The organism is Lewinellaceae bacterium (assembly GCA_020636105.1).
Taxonomy (GTDB): Bacteria; Bacteroidota; Bacteroidia; order Chitinophagales; family Saprospiraceae; genus BCD1.
The window spans coordinates 3,302,314-3,327,470 of sequence record JACJYL010000001.1 but is presented as its reverse complement, the minus strand read 5'-3'; the positions used below and the strand labels follow the sequence as shown (position 1 = coordinate 3,327,470).

General features: G+C 43.4%; 17 protein-coding genes. 8 read left to right on the top strand and 9 right to left on the bottom strand.

From position 1 onward, the window contains the following. Window positions 1–124: 124 nt before the first annotated feature. From H6571_12655 to H6571_12630, 6 genes are all read right to left on the bottom strand, one after another. Window positions 125–1,165: an NADP(H)-dependent aldo-keto reductase gene (locus H6571_12655; protein MCB9324581.1), complete on the bottom strand. Its 1,041-nt coding sequence runs from the start codon at window positions 1,163–1,165 to the stop codon at window positions 125–127. Window positions 1,166–1,313: 148 nt separating this feature from the next. Continuing rightward, window positions 1,314–2,669, bottom strand: a complete 1,356-nt coding sequence (locus H6571_12650) for a peptidylprolyl isomerase (GenBank protein ID MCB9324580.1) — start codon at window positions 2,667–2,669, stop codon at window positions 1,314–1,316. Between the two features lie 111 nt (window positions 2,670–2,780). Further along, entirely contained in the window at window positions 2,781–3,614 is an 834-nt protein-coding gene (locus tag H6571_12645; protein MCB9324579.1) for a hypothetical protein, read from the bottom strand. Between the two features lie 31 nt (window positions 3,615–3,645). Then, window positions 3,646–5,619 carry a peptidylprolyl isomerase gene (locus tag H6571_12640; protein ID MCB9324578.1) on the bottom strand — a complete coding sequence of 658 codons (1,974 nt, stop codon included), beginning with the start codon at window positions 5,617–5,619 and terminating at the stop codon, window positions 3,646–3,648. A gap of 187 nt (window positions 5,620–5,806) precedes the next feature. Beyond that, complete coding sequence (gene purD, locus H6571_12635; protein MCB9324577.1) at window positions 5,807–7,075, bottom strand: phosphoribosylamine--glycine ligase; 1,269 nt, start codon at window positions 7,073–7,075, stop codon at window positions 5,807–5,809. A gap of 16 nt (window positions 7,076–7,091) precedes the next feature. Continuing rightward, a complete protein-coding gene (locus tag H6571_12630; GenBank protein ID MCB9324576.1) occupies window positions 7,092–8,672 on the bottom strand; it encodes a peptide chain release factor 3 in 1,581 nt (526 codons plus the stop codon). A 227-nt stretch (window positions 8,673–8,899) separates the two neighbouring features. Here H6571_12630 and H6571_12625 point away from each other — a divergent pair, with 227 nt between their 5' ends. The 4 genes from H6571_12625 (at window position 8,900) to H6571_12610 (ending at window position 13,015) form a co-directional block, all read left to right on the top strand. Next, window positions 8,900–9,277: a hypothetical protein gene (locus tag H6571_12625; GenBank protein ID MCB9324575.1), complete on the top strand. Its 378-nt coding sequence runs from the start codon at window positions 8,900–8,902 to the stop codon at window positions 9,275–9,277. Window positions 9,278–9,426: 149 nt separating this feature from the next. Further along, a complete protein-coding gene (gene xerD, locus H6571_12620) occupies window positions 9,427–10,347 on the top strand; it encodes a site-specific tyrosine recombinase XerD (protein ID MCB9324574.1) in 921 nt (306 codons plus the stop codon). Window positions 10,348–10,412: 65 nt separating this feature from the next. Further along, window positions 10,413–10,985, top strand: a complete 573-nt coding sequence (locus H6571_12615; protein MCB9324573.1) for a phosphoribosylglycinamide formyltransferase — start codon at window positions 10,413–10,415, stop codon at window positions 10,983–10,985. 26 nt (window positions 10,986–11,011) lie between these two features. Further along, window positions 11,012–13,015, top strand: a complete 2,004-nt coding sequence (locus H6571_12610; protein MCB9324572.1) for a PD40 domain-containing protein — start codon at window positions 11,012–11,014, stop codon at window positions 13,013–13,015. 222 nt (window positions 13,016–13,237) lie between these two features. On the opposite strand, the gene H6571_12605 is transcribed toward H6571_12610, so the two are convergent. After that, window positions 13,238–13,573 (bottom strand): T9SS type A sorting domain-containing protein, encoded by a 336-nt coding sequence (locus H6571_12605; GenBank protein ID MCB9324571.1) that lies wholly within the window; start codon window positions 13,571–13,573, stop codon window positions 13,238–13,240. A gap of 456 nt (window positions 13,574–14,029) precedes the next feature. Between H6571_12605 and H6571_12600 the strand changes: the two genes are divergently transcribed. Then, window positions 14,030–18,673, top strand: coding sequence for a gliding motility-associated C-terminal domain-containing protein (locus tag H6571_12600; protein ID MCB9324570.1), 4,644 nt, complete (start codon window positions 14,030–14,032; stop codon window positions 18,671–18,673). Window positions 18,674–18,842: 169 nt separating this feature from the next. On the opposite strand, the gene H6571_12595 is transcribed toward H6571_12600, so the two are convergent. Then, the gene (locus H6571_12595; GenBank protein ID MCB9324569.1) at window positions 18,843–19,586 is read right to left on the bottom strand and encodes a hypothetical protein; all 744 of its coding nucleotides are present in this window, start codon (window positions 19,584–19,586) and stop codon (window positions 18,843–18,845) included. Beyond that, window positions 19,583–20,194, bottom strand: coding sequence for a sigma-70 family RNA polymerase sigma factor (locus H6571_12590; protein MCB9324568.1), 612 nt, complete (start codon window positions 20,192–20,194; stop codon window positions 19,583–19,585). Before H6571_12590 ends, H6571_12595 begins: the two co-directional genes overlap by 4 nt. Window positions 20,195–20,413: 219 nt before the next feature. Between H6571_12590 and H6571_12585 the strand changes: the two genes are divergently transcribed. The 3 genes from H6571_12585 to H6571_12575 all read left to right on the top strand — a co-directional run bounded on the left by H6571_12585 (window position 20,414) and on the right by H6571_12575 (window position 25,072). After that, window positions 20,414–20,971: a hypothetical protein gene (locus H6571_12585; protein MCB9324567.1), complete on the top strand. Its 558-nt coding sequence runs from the start codon at window positions 20,414–20,416 to the stop codon at window positions 20,969–20,971. Between the two features lie 114 nt (window positions 20,972–21,085). Then, window positions 21,086–24,319 (top strand): tetratricopeptide repeat protein, encoded by a 3,234-nt coding sequence (locus H6571_12580; protein MCB9324566.1) that lies wholly within the window; start codon window positions 21,086–21,088, stop codon window positions 24,317–24,319. A 90-nt stretch (window positions 24,320–24,409) separates the two neighbouring features. Continuing rightward, a complete protein-coding gene (locus H6571_12575; protein MCB9324565.1) occupies window positions 24,410–25,072 on the top strand; it encodes a hypothetical protein in 663 nt (220 codons plus the stop codon). The last annotated feature ends 85 nt before the right edge of the window (window positions 25,073–25,157 follow it).

Below are 25,157 nucleotides of genomic sequence, written 5' to 3'. Positions count from 1 at the left end.
AATTAAAAAATTCGGGATGATTCATGTTTTATTTTACATTTAAAAAATACTTCAAATAATCCTATAATCTTCAGTTTAGACAATTGTTGAAATGCCGGGATAACTCATGTTTTTTTGTCTCTTCTTACGGAGCCGGATTGGGAATGGTTTCATGAACTTCCTCAATAGCTTTTAAAACTTCCGGGCTTAATTTCAGTTGAATACTTTCCATATTTTCCCTCAGTTGCTCGAGATTCGTGGCCCCGATAATATTACTTCCTGTAAAAGGTTGTTGATTGACAAACGCCAGAGCCATTTGAGCAGGATTCAATTCGTTTGCCTCCGCGATCTCAAGATATAACCGGCTGGCTTCATAAGCCTGGGGCCGGCTATAACGAGCCATCTGCTTGAATTGATTGATTCTCGAAAATGAAGTGGCTTCTCCTCTGTGGTATTTTCCGGACAACAAACCAAAACCCATTGGAGAATACGCGAGTAAACTCACCTGTTCCCGCATGGCAATTTCTGCCAACCCGATCTCAAAAGTCCTGTTGAGCAGGTTAAAGGGATTTTGGATACTGATGCACCGTGACAGGCCATGCTGTTCTGCCAGTTGCAAAAATCGCATTAACCCCCAGGGCGTTTCATTGGAGACGCCAAAATGACGCACTTTGCCGGAATCAATCAGTTCCTCCATAGATTGCAACACCTCCAGCAAATTATCCTCCCAGCCTTCGTCCGTTTTATGCTTATATCCACGCTGGCTGAAATTATTGACATTCCTTTCCGGCCAATGTAATTGATAAAGATCCACATAATCCGTTTTCAACCGGTCCAGGCTACCGTTAATCGCCTCGTTGATCTGTTGTTTGCTAAAATTTAAGGGGTCCCGGAGAAAGGTAAAGCTTGGGGAAGGCCCTGTAATTTTTGTGGCGAGGATGAATTTATCCCTGTTTTTCTTTTTTTGAATCCAGGAGCCGATGATTCGCTCCGTGCTGCCCTGTGTTTCTTTTCGGCCCGGAACGGAATACATTTCAGCCGTGTCTATGAAGTTAATGCCATGATCCAGAGCGTAATCCAGCTGCTCGTGGCCTTCGGCTTCTGTATTTTGCTCCCCGAAAGTCATCGTTCCCAGGCATATCCTGCTTACGTGCAGGTCAGTTTTCCCCAGTGTTGTGTATTCCATTATGTTTTGTATTTTTTAAAAAATTCTCTGCCCTGACTAAAACAGGCAAGTAGCGTAAAAGTTGAATTTTTAAAATTGAATTCCTGTAATAATAAAAAAGGCCGGCCCAAATTACAGGCCGGCCTTTTTTATTATTCATTGGAAAGTGCTATTGTCTCAATGCATGCTTATTCCACCCCTGAAGCGTAGGGCATCCATCGTACATGGCATCCACGGCAATGTAGGTGCCTTCGATTTTCTCCAATACCCAATCGTTGATAAATTCACTTTGTTTGGACTGTATGGCTGCCTGTTTTATTTTTGAATAATCCTGTCTGAGGTTTGCTTTGTGTGGAGACGTTTTCGACTGTAATTGAACGATACGGAAATATGTATCACCCGGAGGAACCGCATATTCAAAAGGAGCTGACACCTCTCCGAGGTCGAGGGTGTCCAGTGCGAAATAGACATCAGGATCGAGATCACCAATTTCAAAAAAGGTATTGCCGGTAATCTGGTTCACCATGCGCCCATCGTTGTTGTAGCTCTGGGCACTTTCTTCGGAATAGGTTTTCACAGCCTGTGAAAAGCTGATGGAGTCAGTCTGAACGAGCATGCGAACCGTATCCAGGTGAGCTTTGGCAAGAGCCATATCTTCATCGGTAATCTCCGGGCGCAATAAAATATGCCGTACATGGATGGAATTGCCACGTCTTTCAAGCATCTGAATGAGGTGGTATCCGAATTCCGATTTTACAATCGGTGAAACCTGGTCCTTTTCCAGTTTATAGGCCGCCGCCTCAAAAGCAGCGACATATTTTCCCCGCTTGGCCCAACCCAGATCCCCTCCAACCTGACCGGAAGCATCACTGGAATATTTTTTGGCCATCTCTCCAAAATCTGCGCCTTCTTCAACGATCTGGCGGCGGATCTCCGTCAACTGATCGATGCTCTTCTGCCTTTCGATTTCATTTACCACAGGTTTATAAACGATCTCTCCCACCTCAACTTCTGCATTGAAGTAAGGCAAGCTATCCACCGGGATTTTATTGAAAAAAGCTTTTACTTCCGAAGGGGTCACCGAAATGTCTGTCATGATCTGATTACGCATCTGTTCGGTCAGCATCTGATCCCTGAGATCTTCCCTGAAACGGTCTTTAACCTCGTCAATAGACTGTCCGTAATAAGCCTCGAATTGGAGCACATCACCCCCCATATAGGCTAAAATCTGTTCAATCCTGGCATCCAGTTGTGTCTCTACCTGCTCTTCCGCTACTTCGATACTATCGAGTTTTGCCTGGTTAAGCAACAATTTTGTGACCATTATACTGGTGAGTATCTCGCATCGTGCGCCTTCCGGCATGGCACCTCGCTGATCCTTTGCCAGGGCCAATTGTTCCTCTACATCGGATAACAATACCAATTCGCCCCCTACGGTAGCCACCACCTTATCAATCACCTCGCGCTGTCCCCAGCCCGTTACCGCCAAACCCAGCATTATTAAAAGCAAAAAAACTCTGTTCATCTGTTTATTTTTTTCTGTTACAAAACTTTACCTCTTTGAGGGTTTTGTAGAATTTTTTATCAAAAAGTGGAAAACCACTACAATCCGGTCATTCCGCTACAAGGCTTTAATCTAATTTGCATCAAAAATTTTGACATTTCCCCGGCGCATTTCCCGTTCATATAACTCTTCTTTGGTATCCGAAAGCAATTTTATCTTCCTGTTATGCAGGATGACTTTCCGGGCCTGGCCTTCAATATAGGAAAGAGGTGCAATATCTTTCCTGTTTTTGGATTCGAACAACCTGAAATAATACTGAAAGTTAGCATCCCGCTGGGTAAAATCCTTTTTCGAACCCACATTGTCAGCCGTAAGTGTACCCGGAGGAAGTTCGACGGCAATATCATCAAGATCGTACCAAATGCTGTCCTCAAGAATATGTACCGCAGTATTTTTATTGCAATATTTGATCAGCTTTTCCAGGTCCTCCTTTTTATTGCTGTTCCAAAGCTTTCGCAAATTATCCTCTTCAGGTACCGGCAACTGGACTTTAATAAAATGGCAGCGAACGATAGGCGTTTCCAGCTGATACTGCTCTTTATTTTTTTCGTAAAAATCGTTGAGCTCAGCCTGGGAAATCGTAGAATCCAGCAATTGTTCGGCCAACGCCACTTCGTAGTTGTGGGTGATCAAAGAAGCCCGGTAGGTCCTGACCAGCTTATCAATATTGAGATCAGGAGGTAAATTGACCTCTGCTTCATGCTGCAAAAGGGATTCTCTCAGCCATCGTTGTACATAAGCCCTTATCGTAGCAGAACTGTCTTCCGCAGTAGTTCCTTCGGGGAACATGCCATCCATTTCGGACAAATAGAGTTTTTTACTGTGCACCTGTGCAAGCAGCTTATCTTCGCTGTTTTCTTTGTCCGAAGATTGGCAGGAAGCCATGGTCAGCAATAATGCCAACATAATAAATATGCCTGTTACTTTTTCCAGCGTATTATTTTTTTATGAGGTTCTTTAAAACCTTTTTATTGATTTCTACCGTATAGTCATTTTGCAGCTGCGTTACCCACTGTTTTTCGAGATAATCCTGATAGTCAGCCACTACGTAACCTCTTGCTTCTTCCAGTTTTTTATTAGATACGGGCAAAATTTCCCTGATTTTGTAAAACTTAACATTGCCTGTCCGCGGGTGAACGATCATTTCCGAAACCTGCCCGGGAGCCCATTTCATGGTTCTCATTTCAGCATTGCGGTTCTCTTCAAAGGTCTTATCTACAACAGAAACAACGGAAGGATCAGTTTCGTTGAATTTTGCCTTCACTTCATCAGCGGTATGGTTTGCGGCAAATTCTGAAATTTCCTTAGCCTGATCAGCATATTTTGCTGCGATATCATAAACATCCGTTACCGCTCTTTTAGCCCAACGATATTTTCCCTGGATCTTTTCTTCAAAAAATTTCTTTAATCCAACCGTATCTTCAGAGGCTTTATCCCATACCAGTTTCTTGGTGGTTTCAAACAACAATATGCCTTCCTCGTATTCCCGCATCAGGGCCTTGAATTCAGGATATTTTTCAGTCAACTGCGTTTCTTCGTATTTCAGGAGGTTCTCATCCAGGTATTCTGCATAAAGCGACCGTGCGGCAAATTCCGGTCCCTGGCGTCTGCTCATACGCAAACGCTTCCGGGAAGCTTGCCCTAAGTAATCGGTAAAATCGCCCAGGGTAACTTTGAAGTCATCGCCGAGGGAAAACAGAAATTCTGTTGATTTCGGTTCCGGAGCATTCCAGCGGAAGGTCAGGAAGGTATCGGTAAGGCCTTCAATAAATTTGTCCAGTACTTCCGAGTTTTCCTTAAAGTTTCCTTCCCTTTTGATCCGGTTCAACATAGCCAGCTTGGCGCCTTCAAAGCGCGGATCTTTCCGAATATTACCATTTAAACGACTTTTCTCAATGTTAAATGGTTGTATGTCTTTTTTACTTATGCGCTTTATAATGTGCCAACCTACTGAAGTTTCTACAGGTTTACAGATTCCGCCATCTTCCGTGATGGAAAAAGCGGCATCTTCAAAAGATTTTTCATAACGGTTGATTCCAAAAAATCCGATATACCCTTTGTTATTGGCTGTTTGAGAATCTTCCGATAATTTTGTGGCAGTTTCATCAAAATCAGCACCGGCCATCAGAGAGGCATAAATGTCATCGATTTTCTTTTTGGCCTGGCCATTATCTTCTTTGGTCTTACGGATTAATATGTGTGAGGCTTCCATTTCGCCCCTTGCAGGCCTGCGGTCATGTACCAATACCATATGATATCCGGCAGTAGTTCTTACCGGCCCCACCGGTTTGTTCAACTCGGCACCATATGCAGCGGTTTCCAGCGCATACAAGCCTTTTGGAAAGAGCGCTGTCACATACCCTACGTGGCCCCTATTTTTGGGTGCCGACTGGTCCGTTGATTTGCTTTGGGCCAGTGTTCCGAAATCAGCTCCATTCGCCAATTCCTGCTTAATGGCCATAATTCTTTCATACGCATTCAGCGTGTCACTTGGGGGGGCATCTTCAGGACACCCGATGAGTATATGACTGATATCCACGTCAAACTGTATGCGGTCGTATGCTTCCTGGATCAGCTTATCTGCCACACCTTTGTCGATAAGGTACGAATCGGCCAGTTGTTTGCGATAACCTTCCAGCTCCTGCTTTAAGGAAGGAATGGTATCCAGTTTAAGGTCTCTTGCCTTTTGAACCTTCAACTTAAATTTAACATAAAGATCCAGGTATTCCTCAAGGCTTTCTTTGGAATAGTCGGCCTTATCTCCATTGGTTTTGCTGTAGATGTAATTGAATTCCGATACGTGAACAGGATTTCCCTGTACGGTAAAAAGGATCGGATCGTCGTTTTGTGCAAAAATGCTTAACGCAAAAATTGTCATGCACACTAAAGTGAAAGTGATGCGTTTTATCATGATTCCCATTTATTTAGCTTTTGAAAAATCGTTGCAAAATTAAAAAAAATTCTATGACATATTCAGCAAAGCTGAATTTTAGGACGAGCCGGTTTGAAGAGTTTGATGAATTACCAGCTCTGATTAGGCTTTTATACTAGCCTGATAAAATCCCGACTTGCTTTTTAACCATTGGAATAATTTATTATTAGACATCAAAACCGATATCCCTTCGAAAATATTTTCCGCCGAAGTCAATAATTTCAGCATTTTTCCGGGATACTTCCAGGGCTTCTGCCACTGTGGCACCATATGAAGTGATGGCAATCACTCGCCCACCGTTGGTGAGCACCTCGTTTCCAGCTGTTTTAGTTCCTGCATGAAAAATGATGCTACCCCCTGTTTTTTCCAAACCCGTAATAATTTTCCCTTTTTCATAATGTTCAGGATATCCGCCGGAAACCAACATTACAGTGGTTGCCGCCCGTTCGTCTTTTTCGATTTCAATTTCGTTCAATCGGATTTCCGCAGTGGCCTTGAGCAATTCCACCATATCATTTTTAGTACGTGGAAAAACGACTTCTGTTTCGGGATCTCCCATTCTGCAATTGTATTCGATCACCATCGGGTTTTCCCCAACCTTGATCATCCCCAGGAAAACAAATCCCTGGTAGGCCATTCCCCTTGCCTTTATTCCTTCAATAGTAGGTTTTATGACCTGCTCTTCCACTTTAGCCATAAGGGTGTCATCCACAAATGAAACGGGAGAAACAGCCCCCATTCCTCCGGTATTCAGTCCGGTATCTCCCTCGCCGATACGTTTGTAATCTTTGGCTACGGGCAGTATTTTATAATGTTGTCCGTCCGTGACTACAAAAACGGAAAATTCAATCCCGTTCAGGAAATCCTCTACCACCACAGTACGCCCGGCTGCGCCGAATTTTCCACTCAGCATGGCCTGAAATTCGGCCTGTGCTTCTTCCACTGTAGTGCAAATGAGTACCCCTTTTCCGGCTGCCAGGCCATCGGCTTTCAATACAATAGGCGGCGTTTTTGAGGCAAGGTATTCCAGTCCTTTTTCAAGACTGGCTTCCGTAAATTCACGATACCCGGCGGTTGGAATGCCAAATTCCTCCATAAAGGCCTTGGCAAAAGCCTTGCTGCCTTCCAGGCGGGCTCCTTCAGCAGAAGGCCCGATCAACAAAACATTCGCCAGTAAAGGCTCTGCTTTAAAATAATCATAAATACCTCTTACCAGGGGTTCCTCAGGACCTACCACCACCATATCCACGGCATTGGCCAGAACAAAATCCTTTACGGCTTCAAAATCGTTAGGATCCATGGCCACATTTACGCCCAAAGCTGCCGTTCCGGCATTACCCGGGGCGATAAATAATTTTCTACACTGTGAACTCTGTTTGATTTTCCACGCAAAAGTGTGTTCGCGGCCTCCACTTCCAAGGATTAAGATATTCATTCGTATTGTCGTATTTTTAAAATTCGCTTGTGAAATAGAAATGGACTTTAGGGTGATTTTCCTGTACAGTTTTTAGTACCCAGGCCGACTCGGCCAGGAAGACCAGCTTATCGTCCTTATCCGTTGCCAGGTCACGTCTGCGCCGGGATCTAAATTCTGCCATGGCTTTCGGATCATCGCATTGAACCCAGCAGGCTTTGTACAGCCGGGTAGGCTCATAAGCACAGGATGCCCCATATTCATGTTCCAGTCGGTATTGGATCACATCAAACTGCAGTGCGCCTACCGTTCCAACAATTTTCCGGCCATCCACTTCCCGCGTAAAAAGCTGTGCTACACCTTCATCCATCAACTGCTCCAGCCCTTTGTTTAGCTGTTTGGCTTTTAAGGGATTGGCATTGTTTACATATCGGAATTGTTCAGGAGAAAAACTGGGAATGCCTTTAAAATGGAGGATTTCTCCTTCCGTAAGGGAATCCCCGATTTTGAAATTGCCTGAATCGTACAAGCCTATTACATCCCCGGGATAAGCTTCATCCACCACCGTTTTTTTGGAGGCCATAAATGAAGTGGGGTTGGAGAATTTCATTTTCCTGTTTTGTCGGACATGCAGGTAATTGGTATTGCGTTCAAATACTCCGGAACAGACGCGCAGAAAAGCAATACGATCCCGGTGTTTGGGATCCATATTTGCGTGTATTTTAAATACAAAACCTGAAAATTTATCCTCTGTCGGTTTAATCTCACGCTCCTCGGTAACCCTTATAAGGGGCGGCGGAGCGATTTCTACAAAACAGTCGAGCATTTCTTTTACTCCGAAATTATTGATCGCGCTGCCAAAAAAAACAGGCGATATTTCCGCATTTTGATAATTCTTAGGATCAAAATCATGGTAAATTTCTTCGATCATGTGTACTTCCTCACGTAGTTCATCGGCAGCCACCTTTCCCACTTGTTTGTCGAGTTCCGGATCCTTAAGGTCGGTAATCTCAATAACTTCTTCCTGGTGTTGCTTTCCGTGAGGTTGAAAAAGGACCAGCTTTTTTTCGTAGAGGTTGTAAACGCCCTGGAAACGTTGTCCCATACCTACCGGCCAGCTCAGGGGACGGACGTGAATATTCAACTTTTGTTCCACTTCATCCAGCAGATCAAAGGCGTCTTTTCCTTCCCGGTCCAGTTTATTGATAAAAACGATGATAGGCGTTTTGCGCATCCGGCAAACTTCGACCAGCTTTTCGGTTTGTGATTCCACTCCTTTGGCCACATCAATGACTACGATCACACTGTCAACGGCAGTAAGTGTCCTATAGGTATCTTCCGCAAAATCCTGGTGACCGGGCGTATCGAGAATATTGATCTTTAAGCCCCTGTATTTAAAAGCCATTACGGAAGTAGCCACGGAAATACCCCTTTGCCGTTCGATCTCCATAAAATCGGAAGTGGCACTTCGTTTTATTTTATTGGATTTTACTGCTCCCGCCACCTGGATGGCCCCTCCAAAAAGCAACAGCTTTTCTGTGAGCGTCGTTTTTCCCGCATCCGGGTGACTTACAATTCCGAAAGTTCTTCTTTTCTTTATCTCCGAAAGTAAACTCATAAAATTTCTAACCTTTTTTCCTGAGAAAGTGCAAAAGTAGCGATTATCCTCCGCAATGGATAGTTTTCAGTTTTTTAGTTTTATAACCTCTCACCGGAAAGACTATTGTATATTTGCAAAACGGTTTTGCGAAAACTCGTTTTTTCTAAAATATTACCGAATGTGAAATAACTAAAGGTTGAAAAAACGGGTTTATAACATTAAGTGCCGGATAAAAAAATAGCGTTATGAAATTAAGATGTTCTCAAAACAGCCTTAGATTGAGGGTGCTCAAATCTGAAACCGAAACATTAAAAAGAGGCGAAGAACTGGTGGAAAAGGTTCATGTAGGAACGGCCGTTTTTAGTTATGGCCTGACCCAAAGTGAGTCAGGAGCTGTTTATGCTACTTTCGAAAAAGGCCATATCGAAGTTCATATACCCAAAAACGAATTGGCGGTATGGCTGGATACCGAACAGGTAGGCATTGAAGTCAAACAGCCTCTGGAAGACGGCGGTACCTTGCAAATCCTGATCGAAAAGGATTTCCCCTGTGTTACCCGAACAACGGAAGACAAATCGGATACTTTCAGGGAACTGGCTTCAAAAAACGACCAGGCTTGTTGAACCCCGTGTTGGACAACTGATGGTGGAGGGTTAAGCTTAGGGGATAATTACACCATTTTTAAAAGGTAGTTATTCAACCTCTTACCTTTCAACAGGAATGCTCAATATTCTGAAAACAGGTACTGCCAACGGATGACAAACGAATACAAATGAATTGGGACACCACCATCAAAGGGTTTAAGGCTTATATGATACTCGAACGTTCGCTTTCGGGCAATACCATTGAAGCCTATATTCGGGACGTGGGAAAGTTAAAACAATATTTCGAGATCACAGGAAAGGAAATAAACCCGGGGCAGGTGGCCGGTTCAGATATCGAAGGTTTTATTTTTTGGTTGAATGACCTGGGGTTGGGGGCCCGGTCGCAGGCACGATTGCTTTCAGCCCTCAAGACCTTTTATAAATATATGCTCATTGAAGATATGGTGCAGGACGATCCCACTGCATTGCTGGAAGGACCCCGGTTAAGCAGAAATATCCCGGAAGTTTTGTCTTTTGAAGAAATGCAAAGCATTCTGGAGGTTATTGACCTTAGTCATCCCCAGGGCACCCGAAACAGGGCCATGCTGGAAGTATTGTATGCCTGCGGACTTAGGGTTAGCGAAATGACGGATCTCCGGTTATCGGATTATTATCCGGAGGTCGGTTTTGTGAAAGTCATCGGAAAAGGCAATAAAGAAAGGATCATTCCCATCGGAGAAGAAGCGGTTAAACACATAGGTTTATATATTGAAGGGGTGCGCCGCCGCATGAGGCATATCGATAAAGAGAGCCTTGACATTATGTTTTTAAACCGGAGAGGCAGGAAACTGACCCGGGTCATGGTCTTCCTTATTGTAAAGGAAATGGCAGAAAAAGCGGGCATCAAAAAAAATGTTAGCCCTCATACTTTCCGTCATTCATTTGCGACCCACCTGATCGAAGGCGGGGCCGATTTGAAAGCCGTTCAGGATATGCTGGGGCACGAATCTATCCTGACTACAGAGATTTATACGCATCTGGATACGGACTTTCTCCGGGAAACCATTTTGAGTTATCATCCGAGAAACCGGAAAACTCAGGATAATTAGCCCATATTCGGTGGTTTTTGTCGTGTTGGATAATTTTTTAATACAATAAATAGTTTTAACTACAGGTGAAAAATATAGCCATTTTTGCTTCAGGAACAGGGTCTAATGCCCGCAGGATCGTGGAACACTTTCAGGATAAGGATGACTATCGTGTCGCGCTGGTCGTATCCAACAGGCACGATGCCCTCGTCCTGAAAATGGCAGAAGAATACGGCATCGACCAACTGGTCATCAGTCGGGATAATTTTTATCACTCGGAAGAAATTTTGAAAAAATTGTCGGATTATAAAATTGACTTTATAGCTTTAGCCGGATTTCTTTGGTTGATCCCGGAATACCTGGTGAAAGCTTATGAAAAAAAAATGATCAACATTCATCCGGCCCTGCTTCCCCAATACGGCGGAAAGGGTATGTATGGCCACCATGTACACCACGCGGTTAAAGCTGCCGGGGAATCGGAATCGGGGATTACCATTCACTATGTAAACACAAAATACGACGAAGGAGACATCGTTTTTCAGGCGCGTTGTGCCCTTGAAGAAGACGATACTCCGGAGGAAATAGCCCGTAAAGTCCTGGGACTGGAACACAGGCATTTCCCTGAAATCATAGAAAAAATTTTAAAAGAAAATTCGTAAATAATTATTCAAAACACATACAAGACATGATGCCAAAAAAACTAACCTTTATCGCAGCAGCACTCCTTTTTGCTGTCGCATTACCGGCCCAGAGCTGGAAGAAACTCAGTAAATCAGCCGACGACTTGTTTGAACAGGGCAATTACGCCCAGGCAGCCCAGACTTATGAGCAAGCCTGGCAGAAAAAGCAGAAGAAAACGGAACTCATGTTCAAGGCGGGAGAAGCGTATTATCTCATCAGAGACTACAGAAAAGCGGCTGAATCTTATCAGTACGTCAAAGATGATAATAACGATTATCCTCTGGTAGGCTTAAAATACGCCCGTAGCCTGAAGCAGGACAAACAATATGAAAAGGCCAGTGATGCCTTCAATAAATTCCTCGATTCCTATACCGGAGACGGTAAAGCAATCCTGGAGGATGTGGTAAAAATTGAGATTGAAGGTTGTCAATATGCCAAGAACCTTCCTGCCCAGGCAAATAAAGAGATCGAATTGGTTTATCCGGGCACCAGTGTAAATTCCGATGCTGACGAGTTCGCTCCTTTTGCCGTGACGGGCGATTACCTATATTTTTCTTCCTCAATGGGAGGGAAAGCCAGGGTTTATGCCTCCCAGCGCCAGGGCAGCAAATGGAGTAAAGCTTCTATTCCCGGCAATTTTCCTGTCATCACCAACGGTCAATACAGCAATGCCAGCTTATCTCCGGACGGACAGCGTATGTATTTCACCATTTGCAATAATGATAAAAACTGGGAGCGTTTAAATACCCGTTGTGAAATCTTCGTGACCAAAAAAGTGGGGGCTACCTGGTCACAACCGGAAAGACTTCCCGATTATATCAACATGAAGGGCGTCAATACGACTCATCCTTTCAGTGTTTTCCGTGCAGGACAGGAAATTCTTTATTTTGCCTCCAACCGTGAAGGCGGTCGTGGCGGGCTTGACATCTGGTTCACCACCCGTGACCTCGGAGGAGAGGGAAATGATTTTGCTTTTCCTGTGAATGTTGGGCCTTCCATTAATACACTTGGTGATGAGATCTCCCCGTTTTACGACCAGGAGGAGGAAGTTTTATACTTTGCCTCTAACGGACAGGTTTCCATCGGGGGATTCGATATATTTAAGAGTGTAGGAGATGAAGCCAGCTGGAGTGTGCCGGAAAACCTGGGCCTTCCGTTCAATTCGGGCGCCGATGATTATTTTTTCGTCAAAACGAATGCCGGACACGGCGGATTTTTAGCCTCCAACAGGGTTTTTGGCGGAGAAAAAACCAATACCACCAATGATGATATTTACGAATTTACCATTGGCGGAAGGCGCATCAGCCTCAAGGCAAATGTTTACGACAAATCCAACGGTGAACCACTCAAAGCTTATAAAGTGGAACTCTACCAGGTATTTGAAGATGGCTCCGAAAATATGTTGATTGAAAAAGAGATTGCCGACGGAGGATACCTCTTTGAATTACTCCCTAACAGGACATTCAGGGTTCAGGTACTTAGCAATGGATACGAAGCAGCTGAGTATCAGTTTGTGACCAATGACCCTAATACCTATTCTTACGGCCAGCCACTCTTTCTTCAAAAAATGGAGGAGGACGTCATTTCACTGAATCCAACCGAGGCCGATCCAATGGATGATACAGAGAACACGGATCCGCTGGAAGTTGACAAGCCTGTCAAAACTTACCCGGCCGGTGCGCCCTATACGGCAAGAGGCACCTCTCCGAAAGACAATAAGGAATATGTAACGACTGCCCCTAAACACACCGGGGTTTATTACAAAATCCAGCTTACCGCAGTAAAAAAGTACGATCCGAACCACAAAAAGATCAAAAAAGCTGGGGAACTTGGCCGCATTGATACGGAAGAACTGAATGGATCACAACTCACTCGTATCCTCGTGGGAGACTTTTTTACGGAAGAGGAAGCCACCAATGCCCTGAGCGAAATTCAAGCCAAAGGCCTCGATGCTGCCTTTATTGTAAAATATGAAGATGGGGTTCGGTTTGGAAGGGTGAATTTTTAGTATTCAGGACATATTTTAGTGTTTGTTGTCCTTCACTTGATTCATATTTCAGGGGCTGGCCCCAGGATCAGGCCCTGAAATATGAATCATCCCGACAGATTTTTTCCACAGAAGAAAAAGAAGTGCCCAATATGAAAAAAGCCGGCCATTGATTGAATCAACGGCCGGCTTTTTTCATAAACTTTTGCTTCATTCCATATTTTGGGTTAAAACAAATTCAATTTATCGTTTACTGATTCTTTTTGTAATGATCGTTTTGGATTGGTTGTCTGAAAACTGAACAAGGTAAATACCCTTGGGAAGATCTCCGACAAAATAATCCCGTCCTCTTAAGTAGTCGTAATTCTTAACAGCCTTGCCTACTAGGTTGAAAATTTTAACTCTTTCAACAGAAGCGTTATCACTTACCTTGAGGTAGTCTGTTACAGGGTTTGGATATACCTGTATGTCAATTTTTTCGGATTCCAGATTTAATTTTAAACGGTCATTGAAACTGGTCTGGCTAAACGCTGAGGAGGTTAAAACAATAAAGAAAAAAAGGAGTACAATTTGCTTCATAAGCCGGGATTTTTCACAGGGATTTTAAAAATATTGTTTAAAAGCTACAAAATAACGGAAAAATGTTAAAACATCAAGCCCGTTGTCATAATTTTTAGAATAATTTAACAATATTTTGTATAATAAAAAATTAAATGTGACAATTAAAAGGCTTTCCTGGTGTTAAAAAGCTGCTTTGGGCATAACTTTTATAATATTTAAACTTCCAGATCGTTTTTTTAGAGCCTTATTTTTGGTGGTTCAAAAACAAGGCACCGGACAAAATGACTTTACCCCTTAAAAAGTCAGTCGATCAGCAGGTATCGGCTTGAACATGACGGTCGAAAAATAAGGCATCAAAAGGTATATATGTCCTGTTCAATGTATATTTTTGTCGCTCATTCTACACATGGCAATATTAGGAGGCAGCTTTTAGGCTAATTCCTGTATCATATTGCCAAATCATAAACAAAAACAATGATAAAGCAACTCACGACATTTCTGTTTTTCTTTTCAGCAGCCTTGATTGTGTCTGCGCAGGTGCCGCGAAACATTCAGATCAATGGACCGCTTGGGCATCCGGATGACAGCAGAGGTTTGTGTAATGAAGCCGGTAGTTATACTTTTGGAACGCTTGTGGGACAAAGTAATGATGTGGATCCTGATACGATCTTCCTGTGTTTCAACGATATTTTACCCATTCTTCATAACGGAGATTTTGACCTTTCCGGAGACCCTGATGCTTCTACTCCTGCCGGTATTGGATACGCGCTCTATGACTGTATGCCGAGTGTTTCGGGGCCGGATCTTCCGACTATCATCACGGATCCCTGTGTTAACCATACCAGTCCTATTCTCGTTGGGGGCTTTCCGGTTCCACAGTTGAATGGTATTTGGGTTTCTACCGGTAATATCGGTGGAGATATTGACCTGGTTAATGATGGTACCGTTCAGATGGCCTTTAACAATGGAGCACTTGTTCCGACTTATTTTTGGATCGCGCCTATAACTATTGATAATTTTGCCAACCTCCAATACGAAAACACACCTTCAGGACCTTGTGTGGATGTAAGTACAGACCAGGCTGTTTTTGTTGTTTATCTTACGGAAATTACCGCAAGTAATATAACCACCAACGCCAGTCCTACCGGTTGTCTTGGATCTTTCCTCGTGGAAGGAGGACTCCCTGAACTAAACCCGCTGAAGTCTTATAATATAGACATCAGCCTCCAGGGAGATCCCACAATCAAAGGGACTTTTACCAGTGTGCCTAACCATGGTGATGTGGTGGAATTCAATGTGCCCCAGGCAGGAATCTACGATGTCACTATTGAAGATGGTAAAAGTTGCGGAACCTCTTTCACTATGGATATGGGGGGCTGTCAATCCGTTATTTTTAATATGCCTTTTGAGAATGTACCTCCGGGTGGAAACGTTTGTTTACCACTGTCCGTAGAGAATTTTGTCAACATAGCGAGCGTCCAGTTTACCATCACCTGGGATCCTTCGATTCTTACTTTTGACACTATTCCACCGGCAGGTGTAAACCCTGCTTTTCCGAACTTGTCTCAGGATTTCAATTTTTTCAACCCACAACCGGGAGTACTTACCTTCTCCTGGAATACATTTACCAATGGAGTGTCTCTGGCTGACGGGGAAGTGTTTTTTGAGATGTGTTTTGATGTGATTGGGAATTTAGGGGATTGTAGCGCGGTGTCCATTGTGGGCAATCCGGTACCTATAGAGGTGGGTGATCCCAGCTTACCTGAACCTTTTCAGTATGGAGTTATCCTCAATAACGGGAAAGTGATCGTTTCTAATGAAGTAATTTTCCTCCTTATGGAACAGGATAGTGTTTCCTGTGCCGGAAATATGGATGGAGCATTTTCCCTGACCCTTGGTGGAGGTACTGCTCCTTACCAATATTCTTGGAATAGTGTGCCGCCAGTTGGCCCGGATAACGGACCATTTGTTGTTGCCAATGCCGGCGGATCACAAACACAGGGAGGCCTTTCTGCAGGTTTGTACCAGGTGACGGTGACCGATTCCAGTGTTCCTCAGGAGGTGAGAGTGGATACCATTGAAGTATTTGGCAATCCTTCTTTGGGGCTTAGTCTGGATGCTTCAAGCCCTTTATGTAATGGAGAAAGTACCGGAGAACTCATCGCCCAGGTCTTATTGGATGGTTCGTTATTGAGTAACCCCGGCGATGATTATGTTTTCGTCTGGAATATTGCCGGGCAAACGAATGACACCCTTTCGAATGTTCCGTCAGGATTTTATGCGGTAACGGTAACGGATGGCAATAACTGTACAGCCATGGCCAGTGCTACACTCGCCCAGCCAACTGTCGTTAATGTTTTACAAAACAGCACCTTCATCACTGATGCCAGTTGTTCAGGTATTATGGATGGGGAAATCACGCTGGCTGCCCAGGGAGGTGTTGCTTCAGGAGGAAATTATACTTTTACCTGGGATACCGGTTTGAGTGTAACTGCTACCAGTTCAACACTCAATAACCTGGAACCCGGATCCTATTCAGTAACCATCACAGACGATAACGATTGTGCGTTTCAAACGAGCTTTAACGTAGGGGCTCAGAAAACGCTTTCTATTGTTGACGTAATTTCAGATATCAGTTGCAATAGCCTTTGCGACGGTGAAATTTTTATCACTGGATCTACTTCAGGCGCTCCGGCAGATTTACCTTATTCCTTTAGCTGGAGCAGTTTTGCCACACCACCTGTAAACAATGCCACCACCAGCCAGCTAACCGATCTTTGTCCCGGAACTTACATGGTGACCCTGACGGATGCATCAGTGGCAGGTTGCCAGACAACAGGTGAATTTATTGTGGCCGAACCACAACCCCTCCTGCCTACATTACTGGAGCAGGTCAACGAAACCTGTATTGTGGGTAACGATGGTAGTGCTACAATAGGCATTACGGGAGGTACTTTTCCTTATACTTATGCCTGGTCGCATGACGGAACAGTAGTAGATTCTATCGCAACCGGCCTTTCAGAAGGCAGTTATACTTTCGATGTGACGGATGCCAACAATTGCACGGCTTCTTTGCAGGTGAATATTCTGGCACCGACCCCTCCCAACATCATCCAGCTGAATGATGATTTTGTTTCCTGTGCCGGAGATACGGATGGTGAATTGACCGTTGTGGCGCTGCCGGGCGGTGCTGCTATTGCTGCTTATTCGTGGTCTGGCGGGCTGATGGGAGCAACCATCAGCAACCTTTCTCCGGGACAATATATCGTTACGGTTACGGGAGAGGATTTTTGTGAAGCCATCGATACCGCTTTTGTCAATTCACCTCCGGCATTGGTGCTGGATAGTATTACTACCCAGATGCCCCAGTGCCCCGGGGATGGAGATGGCCAGATAGCCGTTTTTGCCAGCGGAGGAACGGAACCTTATTCTTACACCTGGTCTACCAATCCGGGCGTGCCGACGATTTTTAACCCACTTCCAGGATTGTTTGCGGGCAATTATACCGTTACCGTTACCGATGCGAATGATTGCCCTGCCCTGGTTTTGAATGCCAATGTAGTCGACCCTGCCTCTATTGAGGTGGCGATAACCGATATTACCGGGGTCAGTTGCCCCGATGATCTGACCTGCGACGGTCTGGCAACGGCTTCAGCTATGTACAGCGACGGCACCACGGGAATTTTTGCTTTTACCTGGTCTTCAGGCGAACAGGATCTCAATACAGCGGTTTCTGATGCAACGATGTTGTGCCGCGGCGCTCAAACTGTTGATGTCAGCGACGGGGAATGCGGCGTGACAGCCATGGTCGATGTGCCGACACCCGCCAGTATCCAGGTGGCCGTCACCCAAAATCAGCCAAGTTGTTTCAGTTATACCGACGGTTCTGTTGTTTTGGCCCCTACGGGCGGCACCGGAAATTTTACCTACCAGTGGGTAGGCTTCCCGGAAACATCAGAGACGCTTTCCGATATTCCTGCGGGAACTTATACAGCCATCCTCACCGATGCCAATAACTGTACGCATCAGCAGATCGTACAGTTGGCACAGCCTTTCGAACTCATGCTTGAAGTGGATCCCACTCAAAGTACACCCTTTGTATCTTGTAACGGAGATGCTGACGGGATCATAGCGGTCGTTTACAATAGTTCTGACCCTATCAATCCTATCGGCCCTAACGCGTTCACCTGGTCAGGTAATGTAGCACCTTCGTCCTCTTCTATCGCGGCCAACCTCGAGGCCGGAACCTATACGGTTACCATTACGGATATTGAAGGTTGTACGGATGAGGTGTCTTATACGATTAACCAGCCTGACCCCATTTTCTTTGCCATTGAAGATCCTATGGAGCCGCTTTGTTACGGGGAACAGACCCAAATCTTTATCGATACGGCTTATGGAGGTGCGGGAGCAGCCTTTTCGGAATTTCAGTTTATCATCGACAATAATGGATTGAGTTTTCCGGTCAACCAGGGAGCACCGGTATTTGCAGGGCCTCATACGGTGACCATTGTAGACCCGATGGGATGCACCAATGTTACTGATGTGACTATAGGCCAACCTGCGGAGCTTGAAGTTTCACTGCCAGCTCAACTGGTAATTGAATTGGGAGATACACTGAATCAACTGACGCCCATCATAACAGGAGGAACCCAGCCTTATGCTTCTTTCCAGTGGACGCCGGCTGATTTTCTTTCTTCCGATACGGTGCTCAGTCCATTCATCATTCCGCTCGGCAACCAGGAATACCAATTCATGGTTATTGATGCCAACGATTGTCTGACTGAGGCCAGTATTTTTGTCGAACTGGATGCAAACCGTAACGTTTACATCCCGAATATTTTCTCTCCTAACGGTGACGGCCCGAATGATGAATTCAGAATTTTTGCCTGCCGTGGCGTGGAGTCCATCAATTTTGCAAGAATCTTTAACCGCTGGGGAGGCCTGGTTTACGAGAGCGACGACATTCCTGTCGTTTGCGAAGGGGGAACCATTCTTTGGGACGGACGCTTCCACGGTGACCTCGCCCCGTCTGCAGTGTATGTTTACGTGGTGGAAGTTACTTTCCTCGACGGCGTGACGCTGACGTATAGGGGAGATATTGCGATCATTAGGTAATACATTAAAACAGGGAACAACTGGAGGTGGTTTAAATTTTCGACTTTTCCAGCTAAAAAAAAGCCCTTGTCGTTAACGACAAGGGCTTTTTTTTAGCTCGCCACGACATCCTGTCGGCAGCGGCAAAGGCGCAGGACTCCTGTCCTGCCGGGAAAGACTACCTGAGTTTTTACCTCCAAATACTATCCAGATCCTTTTTCAATTGAACCGCACCAACATAATCTTTTTCAATTAACTCATCTAATGCTGAATCAAACGATTTGCCCTGTTTCCCCTGAGCCAGTTCCGAGAGCAGCCAATTCCATTTGGCATCGAGGAAATAATACCCGGCTTTTTCATTTTGATTGAAAACGGATTGAAAGTAGTTACTGGCCTGACCATAATTTTCAAGGTTGAAATAACAATGGCCGATCAGGTAGTTTGCCTGGATGGTGAAATTTTCATTCCGGGTAAGTTTTTCAAGAGATTGAATGGCTTCATTGAATTTTTCTTCTTCAATTAATTTCATGCCATCGGTAAAAACGGAATTCAAAGCCTGATCTCCCCTCAAATCGGAAATTGAATAATTGTAATAGGATGCTACAAGTTTTTCATTGGAAACCATGTAATTCTGATAAAAGAAACCAATTACTAAAAGAAGACTTGCAGCAATAGATAAGGGTATGAGCCACTTTTTCATAGAAATAACCCTACTGCTGGCATGAGAGGAAAGATTAGCAGTTTGCTGAATTGATTTAATTCGGTTTCTAAGATCATCTTCCACGCCAAGATTCAAAATTTCATTTTCGAAACTATGCAAAGATACTTCCTCGGCCAAATCTTCATTACCGGCAATCTCCGTTTCAAAAGAACTAACTTCCCCCGGGCTCAATTCTCCTTTTAGGTAAGCCTCTATTTTTTTATAATTTTTCATAATCTGCTTTTTATGATTTCCAGCGCTTCAGGGTCTGCTTCAATCATTTTTCTTAGTCGTTTCCGGCATTCAGGAACACTGTTTTTGGCTGTTTGCACATTCGTCCATTCCATTTCTTCTGCGATTTCTTCCCTGGAATATCCGCTGGCAGCCATCAGTAAAATTTTTCGGCATTTTTCACTTAATTGTGCCAAGAATCGTCTTTTTACATCAGTATATTGTTTTTCACTTTCCAATTGAATCAGCGTAAACTCCGTACTATCTGTATTTTCTTCCACCGACATTTTTTCAGGTTCTGTATAAATGGTTTTCCGTGTTTCTCTATATTTTTCCTGGCACAACCGTCTTGTGATGCCAATTAAAAATGTGGAAACTTTACTTTGCGCTCTGAATCTGTCCTTCTGAATACTTTGAATTAAAATGATCAACGCATCCTGTAAAATGTCATCAAAAACATCAGGCTCCAGATGATAAGTTTTGATGAAATTAAATAAAGAACCTCTGATTTTAGCATCAAAACACAGTTGTCGGATCGCCTTATCCTGATCAGCAGGGTTGCTTTTAAGGGCCGACAATAAGTTTTCGTCATTAAGGTGTTTGGCTTTCATTATTGAGTGTAATTATTACTCTAAAGGTACTGACTTATCGTTAGTTTTTTTTAGTCTTTTGTAAAAGAGGCATTTGGGTATTTAAAAATTTCAACTTTTATAATTGATTTACAGGGGATTATATTTTTTTTCAATTTTCATTGGCTAAACCAAGTACTTTTTAAAACAAGCTTCCACTAATGGACAAATTTCATTATTTCACCATTAAAAATTTTGATCATGAAAAATTTGTCAATAATCAAAGCTACTATCTTCTTTTTCTGTTTTACGATTTCGAGTCATGTTTTTGCCCAACAACCTTCCCTCACCCAACGGATGAGAACGGGTGATCTGCAAAAGTTAAATACACAATTAAGAGCCAGGAGTTTTCCCCAGGCATCTCCCCGGCAAAGAGTAATGGTAGCTCAACAACCGAGAGTGATTGTTCCTCAACAACGCCCACAACGTCAGGTTTACTATGCTCCTCGCCCGAATTATACTCAGACCCAAAGCACCTTTTCCCCCATGCCCAACTTCGGTGCTTCAACCAACCAGGCGCTCGCCCAGGCCAATCAATTGATAGTTGAGAGCAAAAAAATGATGCAGGATGCAATGCCCGCAGTGCGTCAAAGGCAACTGGAGTATCAATCTGCAAGTCCTCAGCGCCGGATGCAGATGGATGCGGAAAAGCGGTATATTCTACAAAAAGCCCAAATAAATATGAATGCCCATTACGGAGCTGATTGGGTGAAGAGTTTCGATCCGTCAGCAAAGGTGGTTTACATTCATTCAAATTGATGTAAGGGTTTTTTAATAGGGCAAGGGCTGACTTTGCCCTATTATTCTTTTATTTAAGATCAATTGGATAAATTTGTATAGTCCACCTTATTTATGCCATAAAATCATGTCGATATGCGAACTTTCCTGATTGGCTTTTTCCTTTTATTTTCCGGATGGTGCCTGGGACAGGAATTGGATACCGCATTGGCGAGGGTTTACCTGGACAGTGCAAAAGTTTTGATTGGGAAAGAGGACTATAATATTGCTTTCCTTCTAGCTGAAAAGGCAAAGCGTATTTATGAGCAGCGCTTAGGGGACAAAACGGTAGAAGTAGCAGATGCCTTACATCAAATGGGGAGATGTAAATCAGGAGATGAAGCATTGGAAATTTATGCTAAATCTCTTCATGTCCGCAAAGCATTACTCAATGAAACCCATTTGAGTTTTGCCAATACGTATTATAATATTGGAATGTTATACGATGAAAAAGGAGACTTTGAACAAGTTATTAATTACACTGAAAAGGCTTTGGATATTTGGCTGAAAAACTACGCCGGAAACCATCCGGATGTAGCGGATGCGTACAATAATTTAGGAAGAGCATATGACTCTAAAGGGGAGTTTGAAAAAGCGTTAGGATATTATAAAAAGGCGCTGAAAATTTATTTAAAAATTCATGGTGGTGATCATCCGGATGTAGCTGATGTGTACAATAATTTAGGAATAACGTATTACTCCAAAGGGGAATTCGATAAAGCATTGGGATATTATGAAAAGGCGCTGCAAATTTATTTAAAAGTTTACGGCGAAAATCATCCTAATCTAGCGATGTCCTATAATAATTTAGGGGTCACGTATGAGTCCAAAGGGGAATATGACAAAGCGTTGGGGTATTATGAAAAGGCGCTAAAAATTAGGATAAGAGTCTACGGCGGAGATCATCCTGATGTAGCGACTGCCTATAATAATTTAGGGGTCACGTATGACTCCAAAGGGGAATATGACAAAGCGTTGGGGTATTATGAAAAGGCACTGAAAATTTATTTAAAAGTTTACGGCGAAGACTATCCGGATGTAGCGGATGCCTATAATAATTTAGGGGTCACGTATGACTCCAAAGGGGAATATGACAAAGCGTTGGGGTATTATGAAAAGGCGCTAAAAATTAGGATAAGAGTCTATGGCAGAGATCATCCTGATGTAGCGACTGCCTATAATAATTTAGGGGTCACGTATGAGTCCAAAGGGGAATATGACAAAGCGTTGGGGTATAAGGAAAAGGCGCTGAAAATTAGGATAAGAGTCTATGGCGGAAATCATCCGGATGTAGCGACGGCCTATAATAATTTAGGAAACACGTATGAGTCCAAAAGGGAATATGACAAAGCGTTAGGTAATTATGAAAGGGCGCTGAAAATTTATTTAAAAGGTTATGGCGGAAATCATCCGGATGTAGCAATGGCTTACAATAATTTAGGATATGGATATCTAAATAAAAGCCAATTCGATTTGGCGGGTAATTGTTTTCAAAAAGCGCTTTCAGCGAACAACTATGAAAACCTGAATTTTGATGAAGTCCTTTCCAATAATGAATTATTATCGACTTTTGAGAATCTTTTGATTTTAGGAATTAACCGTTATAATGCCACCCAAAACTGGCAATACCTGGAAAAAGCAGTTGAGGTTGCTGAACAATCGCTTCATTTTTTAAATTACTTGCAGAGCCACTACATCAATAAAGAGAATAAGCTCGTTTGGAACGGTAAGGTTAGATCATTATTGGAACAAGTACTTTTGGTTAGTTTAATAAAGGCAGAAAAAGGGGAACCCGACCTGAAAAAAGAAATGCTCAGTTATACGGAACAAAATAAATCCACTATACTAAAAGCGCAGTTAAAAGATGTTGAAGCCTTGAAGTTTGCAGGGGTTCCGGAAGAAATCCTTGAGCAAGAAAACGACCTCAGGATAAATATAACCTATTATGATAAAAAGAGGCAAGAAAAGCTTGGCCAGGGGATAGGTGAAACAGATTCATCCATTCTTTCGCTTAGCGGTAAATTATTTGCTTTAAAACAAGATTATGAATTCTTGCAACAAACCCTGAAATCAAAATATCCTGAATATTTCAGGCTAAAATATGATTATGCTGTCGTTGACGTTAAGGAAATCCAGGAAGGCCTCCAATCCAACCAGGCCCTCATAGAATATTTCACAGGGGACAGCAGCCTTTTTATTTTTACCATTACGCCCCGGGATTTTGAGGTGTATGAAGTGAAAAAGAATTTCCCGTTGGAGAAGTGGGTTCAGGAGTTGAGGGAAAGTATTTACAGGTATTGGGTTGTACCGGATCAATCTTTGGATTCTTATAAGGAAGGAAATCGTAAATATGCTGATGTGGCGTATAAATTGTACCAAAAACTGGTTGCACCCATTACGCTGGAATTGCCGGAGCGGTTGATCGTGGTGCCGGATGGGGTATTGGGTTACCTTCCTTTTGATGTGTTATTGACACAACGACCAGATGATTTGGAAAATTTAAAAACTTACCCGTATTTGTTGAAAGAACACCAGGTCAGTTATGCTTATTCGGCCACCCTTTTAGAGGAGATGCGGAATAAAAAACATAAGGCAACAAAATCTTTTTTTGCCATGGCTCCTTCCTTCCCGGGAGAACCAATTGCCAGCAGGAATATCACGGACATTCGCCGGTCTTTGGGCAAACTACGCTTTAATAAGGAAGAGGTAGAAGATATCCGGCAACTAATTGGAGGAGATATCATTACAGGTGAACAGGCCACGCTGGCTTCTTTTTTAAAAAATGCAGGTAAATACAGGATTTTGCATTTGTCCACTCACGGAAAAGCTGATGATAGAGTTGGCGATTATTCCTTTTTAGCCTTTCACCTCTCGGGGGATTCTCTGGATAATGGCAAGCTTTATATCCGGGACCTGTACAACCTGCGGCTGAATGCCGACATGGTGGTATTGTCCGCCTGTGAAACCGGCTTTGGTGAATTGCAGCGAGGTGAAGGCATTTTGAGTATGGCACGTGGATTTGCCTTTGCCGGGGCTAAAAGCATTGTCAATTCTCTTTGGAGCGTGGACGATAAGAGTACAAAGGAAATTATGGCGCGGTTTTATTATCACCTCAAAAAAGGCAAAGATAAGGATGCCGCCTTGCGCCTGGCCAAATTGGATTACCTGGAACACACCAACCGGCCGGATCCTTTTTTCTGGGCGGCTTTTGTACCTGTTGGAGATATGTCACCGGTAAAATTAAATAGTGTCTGGGATTATTGGCCCTGGTTATTATTGGCCGGTTCAGCAGTATTGTTGTACATTTTCCTCTACAGAAGAAAAAAATGAAATAAATTTCTGCGTAACCCCGTACTTTTCAAAAGACACTTTCACTCATGGGCAAATTAATTATTATTCAACAGTTTAAAAATTTGCTTTATGAAAAACCTGATTACTCTATTAAACGTATTTTTCCTCCTGTTCATCGTATCATTTTTATCAGCACAGGACAGTGATGCAGTTTCGTGGATCTTCATAGAAAAAGGAACGCCCATTTTTGTTCGAAGTCACATTGATCTGAGTGCGAAAAATTTGAAAAAAGATCAGCAAATTTGTCTTTACGTAAGTAATCCGCTGTCAACCGAAAATGGAGATATTATACCTTCGGGAACGCCTGCTTATTTCAAAATATCTAAAATAAGGAAGCCTAAAATGGCAGGGGAAGCAGGTTATATGGAAGTAGTGCCACAATACTTAAAATTAAGCAATGGTACATACATTTCTATGGAAGCCACCCCCTTTGTTGTCGTTGGTCAGGATAAAACGGAGGAAGCCTTTCTTGTTGGAGATGCGGTTGGGGCATCTTCCACCATTTTTTATACCTCCCAGGCAGACTATGAGAAAAATCTTGCCAGAGCAAGCAACAATTTGGGGACACAGTTGAGTCCATCCGGAACAAACCTAAATAATGTTGGACAGGCGGTTGAAATTCTTGCGCCTTTGGCAGGGCTATTGGTAAAAGGTGGACATGCTATTATTCCCAAAGGGCAGGTTCTGCAAATTTTTGTCGAAAAAGACACCCCTATTGAGGTAGGTTTTTGATGATACTTTATCAATTCCCTCCCGGAACGGAAAAAATCAACTGTTTTTTCACAAGGCCTATAACAAAGCGGTTTAATTCTTTTCG